The organism is Streptococcus oralis (assembly GCF_001579025.1).
In the GTDB taxonomy this organism is placed as follows: Bacteria; Bacillota; Bacilli; order Lactobacillales; family Streptococcaceae; genus Streptococcus; species Streptococcus oralis_X.
The window spans coordinates 1167420-1187484 of sequence record NZ_KQ970235.1; the positions used below are offsets into that span (position 1 = coordinate 1167420).

The 20065-nt window shown below is 42.1% G+C and carries 11 protein-coding genes and 1 pseudogene; 1 reads left to right on the top strand and 11 read right to left on the bottom strand.

The features are described from left to right. The first annotated feature begins 56 nt into the window (after positions 1-56). On the top strand, positions 57-806 hold the full coding sequence (locus SORDD27_RS05620) for a lysophospholipid acyltransferase family protein (protein ID WP_061427839.1): 750 nt from the start codon (positions 57-59) through the stop codon (positions 804-806). Between the two features lie 42 nt (positions 807-848). Here the strand turns inward: SORDD27_RS05620 and SORDD27_RS05625 are convergent, their stop codons facing one another. The 11 genes and pseudogenes from SORDD27_RS05625 to SORDD27_RS05675 form a co-directional block, all read right to left on the bottom strand. Next, a complete protein-coding gene (locus tag SORDD27_RS05625) occupies positions 849-1541 on the bottom strand; it encodes an alpha/beta hydrolase-fold protein (protein WP_061427841.1) in 693 nt (230 codons plus the stop codon). Next, complete coding sequence (locus tag SORDD27_RS05630; RefSeq protein ID WP_061427843.1) at positions 1522-2532, bottom strand: ABC transporter substrate-binding protein; 1011 nt, start codon at positions 2530-2532, stop codon at positions 1522-1524. Before SORDD27_RS05630 ends, SORDD27_RS05625 begins: the two co-directional genes overlap by 20 nt. Positions 2533-2551: 19 nt before the next feature. After that, positions 2552-3307, bottom strand: coding sequence for an ABC transporter ATP-binding protein (locus tag SORDD27_RS05635; RefSeq protein WP_061427844.1), 756 nt, complete (start codon positions 3305-3307; stop codon positions 2552-2554). Between the two features lies 1 nt (position 3308). Next, positions 3309-4355, bottom strand: a complete 1047-nt coding sequence (locus SORDD27_RS05640) for a FecCD family ABC transporter permease (protein ID WP_061427846.1) — start codon at positions 4353-4355, stop codon at positions 3309-3311. Positions 4356-4899: 544 nt separating this feature from the next. Then, positions 4900-5169 carry a 30S ribosomal protein S15 gene (gene rpsO / locus SORDD27_RS05645; RefSeq protein ID WP_001018251.1) on the bottom strand — a complete coding sequence of 90 codons (270 nt, stop codon included), beginning with the start codon at positions 5167-5169 and terminating at the stop codon, positions 4900-4902. A 290-nt stretch (positions 5170-5459) separates the two neighbouring features. Continuing rightward, on the bottom strand, positions 5460-6152 hold the full coding sequence (locus SORDD27_RS05650; RefSeq protein ID WP_000240130.1) for a phosphoglycerate mutase: 693 nt from the start codon (positions 6150-6152) through the stop codon (positions 5460-5462). Positions 6153-6315: 163 nt separating this feature from the next. After that, positions 6316-6801 carry a hypothetical protein gene (locus SORDD27_RS05655; RefSeq protein ID WP_061427848.1) on the bottom strand — a complete coding sequence of 162 codons (486 nt, stop codon included), beginning with the start codon at positions 6799-6801 and terminating at the stop codon, positions 6316-6318. A 135-nt stretch (positions 6802-6936) separates the two neighbouring features. Then, positions 6937-7317 (bottom strand): hypothetical protein, encoded by a 381-nt coding sequence (locus SORDD27_RS05660; RefSeq protein ID WP_061427850.1) that lies wholly within the window; start codon positions 7315-7317, stop codon positions 6937-6939. Positions 7318-7468: 151 nt separating this feature from the next. Continuing rightward, positions 7469-12977: pseudogene (locus tag SORDD27_RS05665) on the bottom strand (ZmpA/ZmpB/ZmpC family metallo-endopeptidase). 234 nt (positions 12978-13211) lie between these two features. Continuing rightward, positions 13212-13592 (bottom strand): hypothetical protein, encoded by a 381-nt coding sequence (locus SORDD27_RS05670; RefSeq protein ID WP_061427853.1) that lies wholly within the window; start codon positions 13590-13592, stop codon positions 13212-13214. Between the two features lie 231 nt (positions 13593-13823). Further along, a partial coding sequence (locus tag SORDD27_RS05675) for a ZmpA/ZmpB/ZmpC family metallo-endopeptidase (RefSeq protein WP_061427854.1) occupies positions 13824-20065 on the bottom strand: 6242 nt, incomplete at its 5' end.

Here is a 20065-nt window from a genome sequence, read left to right on the forward strand (position 1 = left end):
CCAGCAGTCTTTTGATAAGGTATAATAATAAAAGCAATACAATCGAAGGAGATCTCATGTTTTATACTTATTTACGTGGACTAGTCATGCTGATCTTGTGGTCCATCAATGGCAATGCCCACTATCACAATACGGATAAAATCCCTAGTAAAGATGAAAACTATATCCTGGTCGCACCTCATCGTACCTGGTGGGATCCAGTTTACATGGCTTTTGCGACCAAACCAAAACAGTTCATCTTTATGGCTAAAAAAGAGCTTTTTAACAACCGCATCTTTGGCTGGTGGATTCGTATGTGTGGGGCCTTTCCTATCGACCGGGAAAATCCTAGCGCCTCTGCTATCAAATACCCTATCAATGTCCTCAAAAAAAGTGACCGTTCCCTTATCATGTTTCCTAGTGGTAGTCGCCACTCGACAGATGTCAAAGGCGGAGTTGCTCTGATTGCCAAGATGGCTAAGGTCCGTATCATGCCAGTTACCTATACTGGTCCCATGACCTTGAAAGGTTTGGTTAGCCGTGAACGTGTCGATATGAACTTTGGAAACCCTATCGATATCTCAGACATCAAGAAAATGAATGATGAAGGGATTGAAATGGTTGCAGACCGTATCCAAGCAGAATTCCAACGTTTGGACGAAGAAACTAAGCAGTGGCACAATGATAAAAAACCAAATCCACTCTGGTGGTTTGTCCGTATCCCTGCCCTCTTCCTTGCTGTGATTGTTGGTATCCTAACGATTATCTTTACCTTCATCGCAAGCTTTATCTGGAATCCAGATAAGAAGAGAGAGGCTCTTGGTTAAAAAATACAATTATCCCTTGGCTTTTACCAAGGGATATTTCTTTTATTCGATTTTCCATTTTTGGGCCAACCAGTTGGAAAAGACTAGAAATCGCTCAGCCACTTGCTCATGATGCCCATAAGAATCAAAGACAAACTGACCAGTCGGATAACGTTTCTGAAGACTAGTATGGATCTGCTCAGCATAGGCTGGTGCTTGAGCCAAGCGATTGGTATGATGGTTTCCTTCTGTTTGACCATTCTGTAAATACAGCAAGCAGTCCAAATTTTTCACCCTTTCATCCTTGCAATAAGTCGTAAAATCAGGATACCAAAAGGAACCACAGATAGAGAAGACACAGGAGACCTTGTCAAAGCTGAAAAGACTGTATACTGCCACCAAACCACCTAGTGAGTATCCTCCATAAGCAAGGCGATTTTTGTCCAGACGATAAAGTGACTGCAACTTGTCTAAAAGACCTCCAAATAAATGACTATGATAGGTATTTGCCTGACCGCCAAAATCTGGAGCCCCATCTCTCAGAGCAGCTGCCTTCCATGGAGTGTAATCGTCTAGGCGATTTTTAGAGGTCAAGCCCACTAAAATCACAGATTCAGAAAGGGAAGATAGGAAATCCAAGTTTCCATCATTCAAAAGAATCGCTGGATAGGTTTGATTGGGATCATAGGTCGAAGGAAGGCTGATCTTAACTTGAATCCCTTCCCAATCAAACTCATTATTTATTGATAAAGTCATTGATTTTCTCAAGGGAATCAATCACTGCTGGACCATAGTCCATCAACTCATCGTAAGAAATGGTCATGATTTTTTGATTCTTAATTGCAGGAACGTTTTCCAAAACTTCATTTGCCTTCATCAACTCTACTGCGTTGGCATCCAATTTTTTATTGCGGTCGCTGGTTACATAGATAATCAATTCAGGATCCATTGACACGAGATTTTCCAAGGTCAAGCCTGATGTTCCCGTTGCGACATTGGTATAACCAAGTTGATTCAACAAGCTTTCTTGCAAAGCAGACTTGTAAGCGCCGAAGGTTTCGTCGTTATAAGCAACCATAATCAAAGCCTTTTTCTTTTCACCTTGGCTTGCTGGGTTTGCTTTCTTAACAGCGTCAATTTTAGCTTGTAATTGGGCTGCGTATTCATTGGCCTTGTCCTGAACATTGAAAATCATTCCAAGATTTTTGACATCTTCTACGATATTTCCCAAATCTTGCTGAATCGTTGAGAGAGAAGCTTTTTGCGTATAGACTGGGATTTTGTTTTCATTCCAAGTGTTAACTGTCCCCAAGGATTTTTCAGAAAACATCATGTTTCGACCCATCACCGCATCTGGCTCATAAGAAAGGACTGTCTCTTGAGAGACTGTTTTTTTATCACCGATTTGAGGAATGGTCGCAATCGCGTCCTTGTATTTGTCTGTTACAGCATTGTCAGGGTTGAGCATGCCAGCAATTTTATCCTTCAAGCCTAACTCCAATAAGATTTCAGTGGTTGAAAGATTGTTGGTGATAACTTTTTCAGGTGCCTTGTCAAAGACTTGTTCGACTTCATTTCCCTTAACATCATAGGTTTTAACCGTTAACGGATAAGTCGTCTCTGTGCTGGCCTTTTGACTTGTTTCTGTGCTAGACTGCGTGGTAGCTTTTTCTGTAGTAGTGTTGCCACAAGCTGCCATGGTTAGGGTAGCTACTGTTACGAGTAAAATGCTTAGTGTTTTTTTCATCTTGTTTTCCTTTTCATTCTTATAAATAGTGAATCATAGCTTGCTGATCCTCGGTCCAAGTCACCTGACTTTGAACTCCATATACAGTTTGCAATGACTCAGGGGTGATGGTCTCCTTTGGAGTTCCTTGGTAAAGGATTTCTCCCTCTTTCATCAGATAGAGATAATCCGAATAGCGACAAGCAAGTTGAATGTCATGTAGGACAGCTAGAACATTGACCTTGAGATTCTTCACAATGGCCAACAAGTCTAGCTGATACTTGATATCCAGGTGATTGGTAGGTTCATCTAGGAGCAAGAGAGTCGGTTCTTGCGCCAAGGCGCGTGCTAATAAGACTCGCTGCTTTTCTCCACCTGACAGAGACGAATAGAGACGAGTTTTCTTCTCAAGCATATCCACCTTGACGAGAGCATCTTGAACGAGGGCATAATCCCTTTCCTTTTCCTTCTGTAGAAAAGAGAGGTGGGGAGTTCTTCCCAGCAAGACGATTTCCTCAACTGTACAATCAAACTGCAATTGATTAAACTGGGTGACAACTGCCATTTGCTTGGCCGTTTCTTTGAGTGACCAATGCTCCAGCAGCTTTCCATCTAGGCTTATCAAACCTTTGTCCGCCCTTTCCTGACGATAGAGGAGTTTAAGCAGACTGGTTTTTCCACTTCCATTTGGCCCTAATATCGTGTGGAATTGATGCCCCTCAACCTTAAGAGAAACTCCTTTGAGGATTTTTTTCTCTCCTAGTCCAAAGTGGACATCCTGACAAATCAAGTCCATATCAGGCCCTCACCTCCCTTCGCCTACCTCCAACAATGTAGATAAAGAAGGGAGCACCTACTAAGGCTGTGAAAATACCAATCGGCAGCTCAGCATTTGGAATGATGACACGAGAGAGTACATCTGCCCAGACCACAAAGAGGGCACCCAGTAAGGTCGCAACGGGAAAAAGCCTCCTGTAATTCGTTCCTACTAACCCTCGAGCTAAATGGGGAGTAATCAGACCAACAAATCCAATAATCCCACAGGTTGCCACTAAGACAGCTGTCAGCACAGCCACCATGGTCACATAAAGATACCAATAGAAGCGTAAGGGAATCCCCAAAGTTAAAGCAGCCTCATCTCCCATCATCATCGCATTAAAAACACGATACTGGGTAGAGAAAAATAGAAAGGCCAATCCTACTACTATAGTTGGCAGGACTAAGTCAGACCAAGTAGTTCCAGCAAGCGAACCCATGGTCCAAAACTTAATGGTCATCACACTGTCCGCATTAGCGCCGACTGAGATAATAAAATTGGAAAATGCCAGAAAGAGAGCATTGACCACCGTTCCTGATAAGATCAGACTAGAAGTCGTCATCCTTCCCTGCATAGAGGCAATGATGAGGACAGCAATGGTTGCCAAAATAGCTCCAAGAAAAGCTCCAAGGCTAATCACCACTTTTAAACCAAGAATGATGCTCAAGGTTGCCCCTAGAGTTGCACCCGCAGAAATTCCTAAGACATAAGGCTCTGCTATGGGATTGTTCACTGTAGACTGCATCACGCTACCACACATAGAAAGACCAGCCCCTACTATCAGACCTAACAATACTCGGGGGAATCTCATGTTCCATACAATGGCAAGAGTGGACTTGGAAACCTCTCCTATCTCAAGAGGAAAACCCAATCTGCTCAAAATGATTCGATAGGTATCTCCTAAATCAATCGCTACGGACCCCATAGAAACAGCTAGAAAAAGTGAAATTCCTAAAACACTTAGCAAAATACCCAAAAACAACACAAATTGCAAATCTTGTCGGCTTCCAGAAAATTTGGAAAGCATGAAAACCTCCTTTGATAGAATATTAAAAATTTAGAAAATTCTCATAAAAAGTATATCATATTTCTATTAGATGGACAAGGACAGAGACGTATATAGAAAAAGCCCTCTAAAGTCAGAGAGCCATTTTGAGCTCGGGCTAAAATCCTAGTGAAAAAGATGAAACTCCTTGTGTTCATCGAACACTGTTTCCTTTCCCTATTTTCATACGGATTTTTAACGCCCTTAGCATCATGATTCTTGCCGGATAAACCGTTTATAGACTAGGCGATGAGCCGAAGATTGTATAAAAATTTTAGTGAAACAAAAAATCTCCCCGAAGGGAGATGATCTGGTTTATTTTACCTTACAGTGCTAGGAACCGTAACCGAAGATAATACTTTAGTATATCGAGGTAGGGTGACAAAAGTAAAAAAAGCTCTCTGAATATCAGAGAGCTCAAGTCTTGCTGGATAAAACGTTTATAGACTAGGCGACGAGGCGAAGATTGTACTAATGGTACATCGAGCTGAAGCCAACGAAGTATAGAAACGTTTTAGACGCAAGATTAGCGACGAAGTCCAAGAGAGTTGATTAACTCACGGTAACGGTTAACATCGTTTTTACGCAAGTATGCAAGCAAGTTACGACGGCGACCGATTTTCTTCATCAATCCACGGTAAGTAGCGTGGTCTTTTTTGTGTTGTTTGATGTGTTCGTTAAGGTGGTTGATTTCCCAAGTAAGGACAGCAACTTGAACCTCTACTGAACCTGTATCACCTTCGTGACGTGCATATTGTGCGATGATTTCATTTTTTTTCTCTTTTGAGATTGCCATGATGTTTCTCCTTTTTATTTGGCTTCATCCGAGTGACAGGTTGGCATGCCTGCAACCAAGAAGAAGTTATTTGTCTTTACGACAGTTCTTATTCTACCAAGAAGCAGGGACTTTGTCAACTGATTTACTGTTTAAAACCGTGAATTACTCTACTGATTTCAGAGCTTCAAGCATATCCACTTTTCTTACAATTAAGTCACTCTTTACTATCATTATAAGGCTTTTTCAACTAGTTGAGAACTAGAAGCAAAAACAAAAAACCTAGGAATCCTAGGCTTTCTGTTTATAAATTATTTTCCAAGGTAGTATTCAGAAACTACATTCAATTTTTCGTCAAATTCGAATACCAATGGCGGGAAGTTAGGGATTTCCACGTCCATGATTTCGTCATCAGACAAGCGTTTGATGTGTTTTACAAGGGCACGGATTGAGTTACCGTGAGCTCCTACGAATACGTTTTTACCATCTTTAAGTGCTGGAGCGATTTTGTCTTCCCAGAATGGAAGGGCACGTTCCAAAGTCACTTTCAAGTTTTCAGCATCTGGGATAACTGAGTCGTCAAGTGAAGCGTAACGACGGTCAGTGTGTGCTGAATGCTCATCATCACGATCCATGTTTGGAGGCAATACATCGTATGAACGACGCCAGATGTGAACTTGCTCATCACCAAATTGTTCAGCAGCTTCAGCTTTGTTTTTACCAGTCAAACCACCGTAGTGACGTTCGTTCAAGCGCCATGATTTTTCAACTGGAACCCACAATTGGTCAGAAGCTTCAAGAGCCAAGTTTGTTGTTTTGATCGCACGTTTCAATACTGAAGTGTAAGCTTGGTCAAATTCGATACCAGCTTCTTTGATCAATTTACCAGCGTCAATCGCTTGTTGTGTTCCTTTTTCAGACAAATCAACATCAGCCCAACCAGTGAAAAGGTTAGCTTTGTTCCATTCAGACTCACCGTGGCGAGCAAAAACCAATTTTACCATTAGATGGATTCTCCTTTAATTTTTCGAGGTTGCCCTCGTTTATCTATTCTATTTTACACAATTTTTCACAAAAAAGCTAGTTAAAATCAACTAAAAAGAGAGAACAGTGTCCTCTCATCTAGTTATTATTAATTCGCGATATTCAATCAAGAAACGATTGCAATTATTTGTTATTTAAAGCATCAACTATACGATCAGTATTCTTAGTTACATTAGTATCATTGTAACGATTATGAATTAGACCTTCAATTGTTTCTTTGCAATTTTCAAGATTAGCTTTTTCAAATACTACCACACTGACAACATGTGTTCCACCAGAAGTAAGATGCAAAACTAGTAGAGTCTGAAAAGCGCTTAGCACTGTTAATACATCATAAGCCGCTAATATCAATCCTCCGATAAATGAATTTTGCATCATTGAAAGGCCAATAAGAGCGAAAATTATACCCCAAGCAAATGATTTGAAATCAAGACGAAATGAACTATCTACACTTGCAACATGATCAACAGGAATTGTTTTATTTTGAGAACCCAGTGGAATAACTTTTAAAATAGTATTAGGGTTAGAAGTTTTTATAAAGACTCCCTCTAAAGTAATGGAAGCTTTTAAATAGAATGTTAAATACGATGTAATGAAAGATTGTTTCATAATATTCTCCTTTTATTTTTTCAAGTTGTATTACATCATGTTTTCTTATAAAAAAAGCATTTTGCTAACATATTCTTTCGCCAGATAATTCTTTAAATAAAAAACAACCCTCAAACGGGTTGTTTCACTAGACTATCAGACAAGGCCACGGACTTCTTTTAAAAATTTAGAAAAAGTAACAGCACCTTTAATGATTAGAAATCCTCCTATCCACTCGGTCGCTGAAAGAAATCCCAGCACGCCACCAATGATAAATAAAATAGAAGGCAGCTTTCGAAGTTGTTGATCTTCTTCGAAATAGATTAGCATAAAGGTTCCTAATGCAATTATCAAAATCTTAAAAAATGTCAGGAGCAGGGAAAAGGCAACCGTGACAACCAGCATTTTTGAAGGTTCTTTATAGATGATGGCCCCAGTATAGGATAGCAAAAATCGTAGGACAGGTCCCAAAAGCAAGGTTATACCTGCCAGCATGCCCAGTCTCCAATTGAGTCGAACCAATCTATCTCTCTCCATAAAAACCTCCTTCTCTCGTAGCTATCATTCTACCATATTTGCTCTAGAAACAAAAGACCTTCTCCGTCACAAACAAATCGCCTACCAGCTTTCAGACAGCCGGACATAAAAAGAGAAGATCTGTCGATCCTCCCTTTTCATTTTCTACCCCTTATTTCTTAAAAATAGAGGTTCTGAAGTCGTTTGTTTGGTCAAGATAGGCCTTAAAGATTGCTCTCTTCAACTTATGAACGGCACTATCATACTCTGGATTATAGTTGCTCCAACGAGGACTTACAGCATCCTTGAGAACAGCTTGATCCATGAGGGCTTGCAATTCACTCACTTGATTGATGGTCTCTGTCGTATAGTTTGGCCATGGTTTTGTCGGATCTTTAAAGGTCACTTGTTTCAAGTTTTTAAACTGATCCACACGTTCTTTGTACATGGCTTTCTTAAAGGCAGCCCAAGATGCATACTTGCCTTCAAATACCTTGTCCAATACAAGTTTATCGGTCACCAATCCTCGTTCTTTACCATAGAGATTGATAGTTTGACCTTTTTGTTTGGCAACTTCTTCGTATTGGTTTGAGATATAAGGTACCATTCCATCCTTAAAGCCTTTGGCAGCCAAAAGTTCGTAAGCGATCCGACGTCCCATAAGGTCCCCTGGCGTGCCTTTCTCACTGCTGAGAGCTGAATAGATTGGGGCAAAGAGTTTAATCGTATAGTATCCATTTCGTTCATAGTCGCCAGATTGGTACTCACGAGATGACAAGATGTTATGGTCAATCAAACTTTCAAAGTTGGTTAGTTTCTTTGCCTCTTCTTCTGTCAATTCTTTGACTACGTTAGTGGCGTAAACCTCATTTCCATCTGCTGGATCTTTTACATACTTGTTCTCAATCTTTCTGAGAGCCGCCATTTTCTGGTAAACATTCAGTTTATTAACGATTGATTGTCCTTCAAGGTATTCCAGCATGTAGATAAGGTCAAACATATTATGGACATAGTTCTGAAGATCTGTTGCGTTTTGGAATCTCTCTGTCGGATCCAAGACTTGCAAACGGGAGCCCTCTGTACTATCTGATTTTGAGTGTCTCAAGATAGAATTGATGGTAATGGTTGCGTCACTTGGTTGGTCAGGGGCTTGCAATAAACCTTTTGCAAAGAACTCTGGTCCCAAGCCACTTCTTCGACCATAGCCGCCAAGGTAGATATCCTGATCGGAATCATGGGTCATTTCATGGGTATAAGTAATGGCTCCATCCTTGTCCAGCATACGGTAAGACATATAGTAGACGCCATCACCTGTAGCGTAGGCTCCATGCTGGTTGTGTACTACCTTATTGCCAACTGGGCCAAAGAAGTTCTTCATAGCTGGATTGGTGCTATCAAACTTAGCCTCCACTGTAGCTTTTCCAGAGGTTGTGTCATCCCCAAACTTATAAGCATCATAAAGGAGGATGGTACGATAGAGTTTTTCACGTGACTGTTCATCTAAAATACGATACCAATAATCGTAGTGATCTCGCTGGCGTTTGGCTGTTTCACGCGCATTTTCTTCAACAAAATCATTGAGATTCTTGCCAGCTTTATGCTCACTATTGCGGTAGCGATCATAGGCTCCAAATCCTAGACTAGACATGGTTGAGATGGCAAATACCGATCTCTCTGGCAAGGTTAGGAGAGGCAAGACCATATTGCGGTATTTCCATGTGACACTAGTAATGCGGTCATAGACACCTATAGAATACTTGGTGCCAGCTTGTCCTTGTTTCGCTTTCACCTCTTCGATAGTGGATTTTTCTTCGACGATGTAAGCCTTGGTCTCTGATTTAAACCAGTCATTGTTACTTGTATTTGGTAAAAAGACTTTTCGGTAATGTTCTAGCGTGCTAAATAAATCTGTTGTTCCATGATGGCTAGCTAGACTAATAGAATAAGTATCAACGTTGTTCTTAGCTAGAAGGTTGTTAAAGCCAGATTTACCCAACTCAATCAGGGCATCTAGTGGTGAAGCATTTCCCTTACCAAAGAAGTCCAGATGGTACAGAACCAGGTCTTTGACGTTTACCTGACCATAACTGAAGTTATACCAACGTTCTAGATAGGTCAAGCCAAGTAGCAAGGCTTCTTTGTTGCGCTTGATTTTATCTACAAGATAGCCCTTGGTAACTGAGTTATCACCAGCAAGTCCTGCATCCGCTGACAAGAGTTTCTTCAAACTGTCCTCCAGATGTTGTTTTGTTTTGGCGAACTGGTCTTCTAGATAGAGCTCAGTCTGCTTGACGTTTGGAGAAATACCGAGTGTCTTTCTGATGGCTTCTGAATGATAGTCAACCTTTTGTAAGTCTGGTAAGACTTGCTTGATGATAGAAGATTGGTCATACAGGAATTGATTTGGCGTATAGAGAAGTCCAGTATCTCCTAGACTATATTCCGCTAATTTGGCGAAATCATTCTGGTACTTGAAATCGAGCTTCTCAGATGAATGGTCCTTGTAGTGTAGCAAGAGTTTGTTTGCAGTCTGTTTGTTTGAAACAATGTCTGTGATGACTTGGTTATCCTTCATCATAACTGCTGACAAGACTTCTTTTTGATACAAAAGACTGTTCTCATTGACCAGATTTCCGTATTTGACGATGGTTGCCTTGTTGTAGAAAGGTAGCAATTTTTCAATGTTCTTATAAGCCAAGGCGCGCTTAGCTTGATAATGGGCTACCTTAGAAAAATCACTGTCTTTCTTGCTACTTGTTGAGAGGGGCTCCACTATTGGTAGAGTGAGAGGATTGATGGCTACTTTTTTGCTTTCGATTTGGGAAGCATCTAGCATTGTCCCTCTTTCTTCAAAGGATTCCTTGCTGACGACCTCATCCTTGACCAAGGTGACATTGTAGACTCTGTTGGCCTTGCTGCTGAATGTGTCCTTCACCTTCATTCCATTGTAGTGGTAACCAGTAATGGCATTTCCGTTGGTTACATTGACATCACTGAGAACATTGGTCAATCTTCCAGCATGCTGTTCCTCATTAGTTTTTCGATCCCACAAATAGCCTGCTACTCCCGCGACTCTACCAAAGTGCTTGGCATTGTTGATATCGCCTTCAGCATAACTATCTTGGATCTGTGCATCCTGATCTACTAGACCTGCAAGCCCCCCCACAGTCTGATCTGAACTATTTGTGTTGGATGAAATGGCTACTGTCGCTTTTGACTTCGTAAGTAAAGCCCTGTTTCCTGTCAAATGACCGACCAGACCACCGATATTATAGGCAGCAGTCGTCTCATACGTGTTGATAATTCTTCCCTTGAAACTGCTCTCTGTGATTCTTGATTGATCCGCCTTAGCCAGCAAACCACCGATACCACGTTCACCAGCCAGAACACCATCGATATGAACTTGCTGAATCTTTGTGCCATTCTGAGCTTCATAGGCCAGTGAACCGATATCATCCTTCCCAGAAATGGTGACATTTTTCAGACTCAATTTTTCTACTGTGGCGCCATTCAAAGTTTCAAACAGTGGTTTTTTCAAGTTGTAAATAGCATACTGCTTGCCATCTTTTTCACCGATCAACTGACCAGTAAAGATGCCCTTGATGTAGGATTTAGCTTCAGGCTCCAACTCCACTTCGTTGGCATTCAAACTAGCTACTAAATGATAGGTTCCAGAGAGATTCTGGTTGATAGCTTTGACTAGGTTGCTAAAGGAAGTAAAGGTTGTCGTTTCCTCTCTAGCCTTCTTAGCTAGGTAGAAGGTGAAATTATCAACATATTTATTTTCTAGCTCTTGCTGGAGTTTCTCAGCCTTGGCTGTGATTTTATAAACTGGCTGCCCATCTTTCGTTTCAGCCGTTATTGAAGCGACTGGTAGATAGACATCTTTAAACGTCGAAGATTTAACCTTGACAAAGTAAGTGTCTGGATTACTTGGGACACCGTCTAAAGAAACGTGTTGTTTATAAGTACCATTGGTCTGACTATACAACTCCAGATCCGAAACATTTCTTAATTCAAGTGTTTTTTCTGGATCTTTTTCTTTTGGTTTTTCTGTCGGAGCTTCCGGTTTTACTTGCTCAGTATTACCAGTATATTCTGGAAGAGGAGCGACTTGTTCCGGTTCAACGACGGCTCCTGATTGAGTGCCTGTATATTCTGGTAGGGAAGACTGGATTTCTGGTTCCACAATGGCACCTGATTGAGTGCCTGTATACTCTGGTTTTTCAGCTGTTTCAGGAGCTACAATCGCTCCCGCTTGAGTTCCTGTATATTCTGGTGTTGGTGGCACCTGTTCCGGTTCTACGATTGCTCCAGACTGCTCGCCTGTATAAGTTGGTTTGTCAGACGTTGCTGGTTCCACCAAAGCCCCTGACTGGACACCCCCAACCTCTGGCTCAACTTTTTCCGGCTCAACGATGGCACCAGCTTGAGTCCCCTGATATTCAGGTAGCGGAGCCACTTGCTCTGGTTCAACGACTGCTCCAGCTTGGGTGCCAGTATATTCTGGTTTTTTCAGCTGTTTCAGGGGCTACTATTGCTCCCGCTTGCTCGCCTGTATATTCTGGTAATGGAGCCTGCATCTCAGGCTCTCCTTTTTTTGCAGACTGAGGTGCTTCACTCGGAGCAACTGCCTTCTTAGTCCCTTTCTCTACTATACGTGGCAGGGCTTCTTCTACCTTGGTTGACAGAATCTCACGAGAAATTTCTTGGTTTTCAACCGTGAAAATGCGAACGAGTTCGACCTTTTTCCCAGCATGACCTTCTTGTTTGACACGAATGGTTCCCTCTGTTAGTTCTGGATTTTCCTGCACCACTTCTGAAAAGTCTAGTTTGGTTACAATCTCTTGGTCCTTGTATAGGAGTTCTGGTTTGTTCACGCGACCAGCCAAAACTTCATCCTGAGGATCCACACTAGCAAGACCAGACGGATTTTGATTGGATAAATCTTGAGAAGGGGTCTGATTTTCAGCAGGGAGTGTAGGAGAGGTAGCTTTCTGCTCATCTCCTGCCTTTTGCCCACCTTCGTTGGCTTGGAAATGAGGTTGAACCGTATAGTCAAGTTTCTGATCCCTAGCAGCAGTTTCTTGCAGACTAGCGTCCTTCTCTTGCTTAATATAGCCTAGATAGGTATAACCCGATAGGGTGCGTGGCAAAGGCAGACTATCTCCTTGGGATAATTGGTATTCCTGATTATACTGGAGTAAAAGTTGATTTTCGATAGCCTGAACTGAAGAAGCCAAACCACTGCCCATCCCTGTTATCAAGACAACTTTCAAGAGAGCTTTCTTTTTGCCTTTCTTTTTGGATACAATAAAAATAAGGAGACCAATCGAAGCTAGGGCTCCACCTGTTAAAACGCTAATAAGGCTATTCTGCCCACCTGTATTGGGCAACTGACCTAGCTGGGCTTTCTCATCCATACGGTAGACTAGATAGTAAGTGCTCTCACTATCTTCCGCAATTTTAGGAATATCCTTGACAATCAAGTCCTTTTCTTGCCCACTCAACTCTGTATCCGTCACATATTTGTAGTGAACAGATACGTTTTCTTGAGCAAATACGGTTCCACTGCTCGCAATGGACACAAAAAATAGGCTTGAAATCGAAGCTGACACAAGTCCAATTGCTAATTTTCGTAAGGAGAAACGATGCTGCTTCTCTCCAAAAAACTTTTTCATTCTAAATCCTCTCAACTTTTCAACCTCTATCAAGAAAATAACTAGAATTATATTTTGATATAGGCAATTTACATTCATCATTATACTATAAAAAAAGGTCCTTGTCCCAAATAAATGCTTTAGATTTCACGAATGTCAAAGCTTATTTATCTTGTAAAATTTATCCGTCGTTGATGACAAAAAAAGAAGGCTAAGCGCCTTCTCTTATTTGAAAATATTCCTAACAAAAAGTCATTATTCTTGAATTTCGAATTTTTTCAAAAGTCCAAAGTAGAGTGATCCACCAATGATTGTCAGAATTCCTCCTACCCAGCCCAAGAATGGGATCAAGCCAACAGAACCACCTACGATAAACAAAACAGACGGTGCTGGCGTCACACGCTTATCGTCCTTGTAATAGACAATAGATACAATTCCTAAAACCAAGACAGCAATTTTTACCAATGACAAAATAATTGAAAAAATCGTCAATATACCAACTGTTGCATCAGAGTCTTCCGTCGCCGCAGCAGTTCCGACAGCTATCATAAACATAACAAGAGGTGCCAACAGCAAGACGATACCTGAAATAAGACCAAAAATCGCATTTACGCGAGCAAGTGCTTTTGTTTTCATCTGAATCTCCTTAAAAAAATTTTTACAGCTATCATTTTACCATATTTTCATGAAAAACAAAAGAAATTTCAAAACGAGTATACTAGATGGTGAATGATTTCCAATTTCTAAACAGACATTTCGAGCAAGAAATATATCATGTATCAATTTGTTTGTAAATTCATTCGTTTTTGTACTAAGCAAGCCGTTTCCCTAAAAAAAGAAGATCACTTGGATCTTCTTTATTTGTGTCTATCTTTCAAAGATAGACTGTCTGAAATCGTCTGTAGCACGTAGATAAGCATTGAAAATACGATACTTGAGTTGGGCGACACTGCTCTTAGAGCTGTCTGATAAGGCACGATCAATGTTCTTAGCTGAGGCATCCGCTAGTACTGCTAAGTACATATAATCTTGCAATTCCTCATAAGAAGAAATCGTAATCTGTCGTTTGCTATCTAGTTTTCCGGCTTCAAACTCAATGGTAATTGGGCGAAGGAAGTTTTGAGCCTTGTTGTATCGCTCATTCAACATGACTTTCTTCAAATCCTTCCATGATTCATACTGACTACCGTAGAGGTTTTTAAGGATCCGATCATCTCCAACTACTCCGACATCTCCACGGTTCCAAGTTGAGTAGGTCTTATCACCTTCTTTGAGAGCTTGGCCAGCGTATTGGCCAGATACATATGGGACAAATCCTTGTTGGTAGCCCTTGTCTCCTAGCAATTCATAGGCTCTACGGCGGAACATAAGTCCCCCAGGAGCACCAGTTGGATTGTCCAGAGCTGCATAGAAGGAAGCAAACATATTGATGACATAGTAGCCATTTCGTCCAAAGCTAGCTCTATCCCAACCGTCCCGACGTCCAATGATATTATGATCAACCAGAGCATCGACAGATTTTAGTTTGGCTGCTTCTTCGGCAGTTATAGGAACAATTCGATCATCAGCGTGGGCTTGTTTACCATAAGAAGTTTTTTCAAAGTTATAATTTTCAGCCTTACGGTACCATTTCATTTTCTGTTGATCAGTTAGAACTCCAGTAACAATATCCCCTTCTACATAATCCAGAAGATTTAGCACGTCAAAAACTCCATGCATGTAGTCGCGAAGAGCATCTGCTGAGGAGAATCGGGCAACAGGATCATAGGTATGGTAACGTGTGGTCGAATCTTTATCTCCTTGATAGAAGCTATTAAGTACGAGACCTTTTTCGCTAACATTGGTTACAGACTCTAACATCCCTGTAGCAAAGCTCTCAGGTCCTTCACCCTCACGACGACCATGTCCTTCAAAATAGATAGAACCATCCGAGTTGTGGGTCATTTCATGGGTATAGACCATGGTTCCAGAAGCTCCCAGCATCTGGTCATAGACGTAGAAGACTTCATAACCATTGGCAAAGGCTCCTAGTCCATTGTCTCCGTGATACTTGCCAGCAGGGCCAAAGAAATTGTACATAGCAACAGAGGTCTTATCATTACGCGGAGCCCAATATTGCTGGCCTTTATCATTATAAAGAAAGAAACCGTCTGTAACGATCACCCGTCTGAATAGAGTGTCTTTCCTGTTTGGACTTAAAATGTTGTACCACATGTCATAGTGGTTTCGTTGCCATTCAGCTGATTGATCCACAAGTTTTTCAACGTGTCGATGGAGTTCCTCACCTGAGAGAACTCTGCCACCTTCTTTCCTGTAGCCTCCAAAGCTACCAAAGGCAATAGTCGACATATTGCTGATGATATAGACATCTCTTTCAGGTAAGGTCAGAAGCTGGAGAACCATTTGCTTGAAGCCCCAATCTCCCTGAGTCAGTCTGTCGTAGACCTTGATTGTATACTTACTCTTACGATCTGCATTGTCTTGCTTAGCCTGAATTTCTGGCAGACTTGAACGAGCTTCTACGATATAAGCCTTGGTATTTTCCTTGAACCACTCACTGTTGGTTTTATTTGGCAAGAAGAGTTCACGCAGACTTTCTAAGTAAGCAAAGAGGTCTCCTTTACCTTTTTCCTTGGCTAGGGATTGTCGGTAAGCATTGAAGTTGTTTTGCGCTCGAAGATTGCCCATTCCAGAGTTCCCGAGAGCGATGATAGTATCCAGTGTCGAAGCCGCTTGATTGCCAAAGAAATCAAACTTATAGGCATTAAGATCCTTGGTATTGAACGTTCCATAGTTGACATTGTACCATCGGTTGAGATAGGTCAGACCAAGCATGAAGGCTTCTTTGTTCTGCAGAATCTTTTGGCTAATCGCATCCGCTACGGCAGGGCCTAGGGTGTTAATCGACTTGTCAACTGAAAGCACCTTGAGGAGCTCCTGACCTAGTTCAGCCTTGGTTTGTTCAAAGGCTTTTTCTAGATAAAGATCATCTAAGGAAGCTGTTTCACCAATCCCTAATACTTTACGCACTGCAGCCGAGCCATAGGTCACAGATTTGAGTTCATCCAAGACACTCTCTTTAATAGACTGGTAGTCAGATAGGAAGGCTTCTGGCGTATAGAGTAAATTCTTATCAGCAATGCTATATTCTGCAATCTGGCCATTGGCAAAATCACCCTTGTAGGTCAGATCGAGATAAGCGATGGTCTTATCTGCATAATGCAGCATCAGTCTATTGATTTCACCCTTATGGCTGTTGACATCTGTTATCAGTGTCTCATCTTTCATCGGAACCACATCTAGCAGGGCTACTTTGTTGAGTTTATCATCTTCAGCTAATTGGTTGGCTGTATGAACGATGAAGTCTTTGTTGTAGAATGGTAATAGTTTTTCTACATTTTCGTAGGCTTGCTTTCTGGTCTCCTGGGCTCCCCTCACTCGACTATAGTCTGTTTGATGCTGGTAAGCTTGCTGCAATGGCTCCTGGTCCGTCAAGTTTGAAGTGATTCCAAAGGACTGACGTTTGGCTTGCGCATCGGCTTCTGAAATAGAACGGACAAAACGCTCATCTTTTCGATTTGCTGTAGTTCCTTCAAGAACATAAGAGTCCCGAACAGAAGCCTCAGGATAGGGATCTCCTGTCATCGCATGACCATTTTGAACCTTGACACTGGTCAAGACATTTCTGACCTGTCCATTGTTCCAAGTAGATCCGATCGCTCCACCGACTTGGCCAGAATGACCTCCATTTTGGATAGAACCAGACACATAAGAAGTTTCTAATCTAGCTCCATTCTGCAAACGACCGATCAATCCTCCAACACGCTGGTCTCCATTTCGACCCGTTACTTGGATAGATACATCTGCCTGACTCTTCTGCGCCAGTGATTGATTGCCGTGGAAATTACCGACCAGGCCACCAATATTGTACTCCTGTCCCCCATCCTGAGTGCTGGTGATGGACCCTTTAAAGGCAACATTGGTTAGTTTTGTGTTTTGGGCAACTCCTACGAATCCACCGATATGCTTGTTCCCAGATAGACTACCACTTACAGAAACATCCGTAATCGTTGCATTCTGAGCATTGCTAGCCAAGGCCCCTATAGAATCCTTGCCTGTAACTGCAGCCGATTTCAAGGTCAGTTGCTGGATGGTGGCATTTTTCAAGGTTGCAAAGAGTGGTTTTACCAAGTTGTAGATGGTATAATCTTTGCCATCCACTCGGCTAGTTAGACTACCTGAAAATTCTTCTGGAACATAGCTTGTCGCAGACTGTTCCAACTGAATCTCATCTGCTGAAACATCCGCTCCTAGTTTGAAGTTTCCAGTCGGGTTTGACTTCATGGCCTCTATGAGCGCTTTGAAGGACGTATAGACACCTTCTTGGCTAAGAGGCGTTTTCGGCAGTTCAAAAGAGTAATCTGGACGATAATGATCCCCTTCTCCCTCGACGAGCTGATTAGCTGATACTGTTACGGAGTAGGCATTGCCCTTATCTGTAATCTTAGAAACGGGTAAGAGCATATCCTTGAACTTGTCTGACTGAATGCGGACATAGTAGTTGTCCAAATCAGACGGCACTTCTGACAGGGATAGGTAACGTCGGTAGTGACTACCATCTTTACCGTACAGTTCGATACGGTCGATGTCTTTGATTTCAACCTTCTTATAATCTAGCTGAACTGGACGTTGATCCCCTATACTAGTTTGTTCCCCTTGACCCAGGTCATATTTCATGACAGTTTTGAGGGTATAAGGAGTATAGTAGTCTAAGTCATCAAGTGTCAATTTTTGAGTGAGGTCCACAAGGTCGACTTCCTTGATCAACGTTTCGCCCTTGTATAGCTGCACTTTGGCTGATTGGTAGCTAGCTGTAGCATCCGTCAAGTGATAGCTAAGAGAAACTTGGCGTTTGTCTTCTTCCTTCTCGACACGAACTAGAGAGAGGATTGGTTTTCTCTTGACACCATCCAGAGCTTGACGAGCTGCCTCGAGATCCGTCCGAACTTGATCGACCAAGGTTTGATTGGCGAAAGGATTATCCAAAACGAGCTTGGCCTGATCTAGAGCACGGCGATAGCGGAGTTTGGTTTGTTCATCAGCATACTGGTAAGCAACTGTAGACTGAGTCACATCCTTCATGTCAAATTCAACTCCAAGAGTTTTTTTATCAACAGGTTGGCCGTCTAGATTGTTCTTAGCAGTTTCAAGGGCTTTTTTCAAAGAATCAACCTGTTCTTGACTGGCATGAGATGTCTCAAAGAGAGCTTGGGCATTTGCAACTGCCTGTTTATAAGACTCTTGATCTGCAGTGGTATCATTGAAATACTGATGCGTTTTCTGGATGCTATCGGCCTCTTCCACTAAGTGGTGCAAGGGTTCGAGATCGAGGGTTCCTTTTTCTGATTCCACAGGAGCGTGATCCGCATTTGTAGAAATTGGTTTTGTACCGACTTTAATAATCTGAGGAACTGCTTCTTTTGTGATAGTGTTAGAGATTTCCTCTGTATTTTCGACTTTTCCATCTACTAAATACTGACGAGTCACAATCGTACGCACGCCCTCTTGACCTGCTTGACTAACTTCTCTTTGCCCCAATGGCAGGTCTGCACTTTCCACTTCCTTGGTTGGATAGGGTTCGGCCACTGTTGTGGCAACGTCCTTTTCTTCGACGTTTAAGCTTGGAACTTCATTTACAGGAGCGTCTGTTGGTTTCTCGCTAACAGGGCGTGTTCCGACCGTTACGATCTCTGAGACCGCTGGTGTCGTTACTTCGTTGGAGATTTCCTGACTTCTCTCTACTTTGCCATCGACTATGTACTGACGGGTGACGATTGTACGGACGCCATCTTGACCAGCTTGGGTTATCTTGGTCTGACCAACTGGCAAACTATCACTCTCTACTCGTTCTCGAGTGTAGGGTTCTGCTACCGTTGTGGTAACATCTTTTTCTTCAACGTTTAAGCTTGGAACTTCATTTATTGGAGCGTCTGTTGGTTTTTCGCTAACCGGGCCTGTTCCAACTGTTACGATTTCTGATACTGCAGGAGTTGTCACTTCGTTAGAGATTTCCTGACTTCTCTCTACTTTGCCATCTACTAAATACTGACGAGTCACAATCGTACGGACGCCATCTTGACCAGCTTGGGTTATCTTGGTCTGGCCAACTGGCAAGCTATCACTCTCTACTCGTTCTCGAGTGTAGGGTTCTGCTACCGTCGTGGTAACATCTTTTTCTTCAATGTTTAAGCTTGGAACTTCATTTACAGGAGCATCTGTTGGTTTTTCACTAACGGACTCCCCTGGGCTTGGTTTTGTAGGAGAAAGGACCTTGCTTCCGACTTTTCTAATCTCAGAAGTAGGCTCAGTCGTTACCTGATTGGAAACCTCCTCTGTATGGATCACCTGACCATTTAAAATGTAGCTGCGGGTCACGATGGTACGACTACCATTTTTCCCTGCCTGAATCACCTCAGTTTGACCTTGCGGCAAATCAGCTGCCTCTACTTCCTCCACTTGGAAAGGAATAATCTCTGTACGACTGGTATCTTTACTATCAACCTTTAACTCTGGTTGTTCAAATACAGGAGCATCACTTGGTTTCTGAGAACGATACTCTTCCTGCGCTTGACTTCCGTTTGAAGTTTGAACTGGGATATCAATAGGAGCCGAATGGCTCAACTCTTTCTTGCCATCAACTGGAGAGTTTACTGCTTTTTGAGACTTCAAATAGCCTACATATTGGTAGCCTTCAATCGTAAGTGGGGATTGCAATGTTTCCCCGACCTGTACAGTCAATTCCTGATTATAGTCTGCCAGCATTTGATTTGTCAAAGCCAAGGAAGTTGGCGCAATTAGCTGACTTCCTAGACTGGTCAAGAGCATGAATGAAGCGAGTTTCTTGCGATCATCTCTGCCCAGTTTAATCGCTACGACCAGTAGTACAATACCTGCCCCCGCTGCAATTGAGCTAATGAGTTGGCTGTGACCAGTTGCAGGCAACTGTCTCGTCGGACGATAAATCAAATAGTAAGTATCATCTGTTTTCTCAGCAAACTGTGGCAATTCTTTGACTACCAACTGCTTTTCTTGGTCCGTGAGCTCACTCT

What these genes read in the sequence shown, in the direction of transcription:
- SORDD27_RS05620 (WP_061427839.1), top strand. Translation starts at nt 57, where the DNA reads ATGTTTTATACTTATTTACGTGGACTAGTCATGCTGATCTTGTGGTCC.
- SORDD27_RS05625 (WP_061427841.1), bottom strand. Translation starts at nt 1,541, where the DNA reads ATGACTTTATCAATAAATAATGAGTTTGATTGGGAAGGGATTCAAGTT.
- SORDD27_RS05630 (WP_061427843.1), bottom strand. Translation starts at nt 2,532, where the DNA reads ATGAAAAAAACACTAAGCATTTTACTCGTAACAGTAGCTACCCTAACC.
- SORDD27_RS05635 (WP_061427844.1), bottom strand. Translation starts at nt 3,307, where the DNA reads ATGGACTTGATTTGTCAGGATGTCCACTTTGGACTAGGAGAGAAAAAA.
- SORDD27_RS05640 (WP_061427846.1), bottom strand. Translation starts at nt 4,355, where the DNA reads ATGCTTTCCAAATTTTCTGGAAGCCGACAAGATTTGCAATTTGTGTTG.
- rpsO (WP_001018251.1), bottom strand. Translation starts at nt 5,169, where the DNA reads ATGGCAATCTCAAAAGAGAAAAAAAATGAAATCATCGCACAATATGCA.
- SORDD27_RS05650 (WP_000240130.1), bottom strand. Translation starts at nt 6,152, where the DNA reads ATGGTAAAATTGGTTTTTGCTCGCCACGGTGAGTCTGAATGGAACAAA.
- SORDD27_RS05655 (WP_061427848.1), bottom strand. Translation starts at nt 6,801, where the DNA reads ATGAAACAATCTTTCATTACATCGTATTTAACATTCTATTTAAAAGCT.
- SORDD27_RS05660 (WP_061427850.1), bottom strand. Translation starts at nt 7,317, where the DNA reads ATGGAGAGAGATAGATTGGTTCGACTCAATTGGAGACTGGGCATGCTG.
- SORDD27_RS05670 (WP_061427853.1), bottom strand. Translation starts at nt 13,592, where the DNA reads ATGAAAACAAAAGCACTTGCTCGCGTAAATGCGATTTTTGGTCTTATT.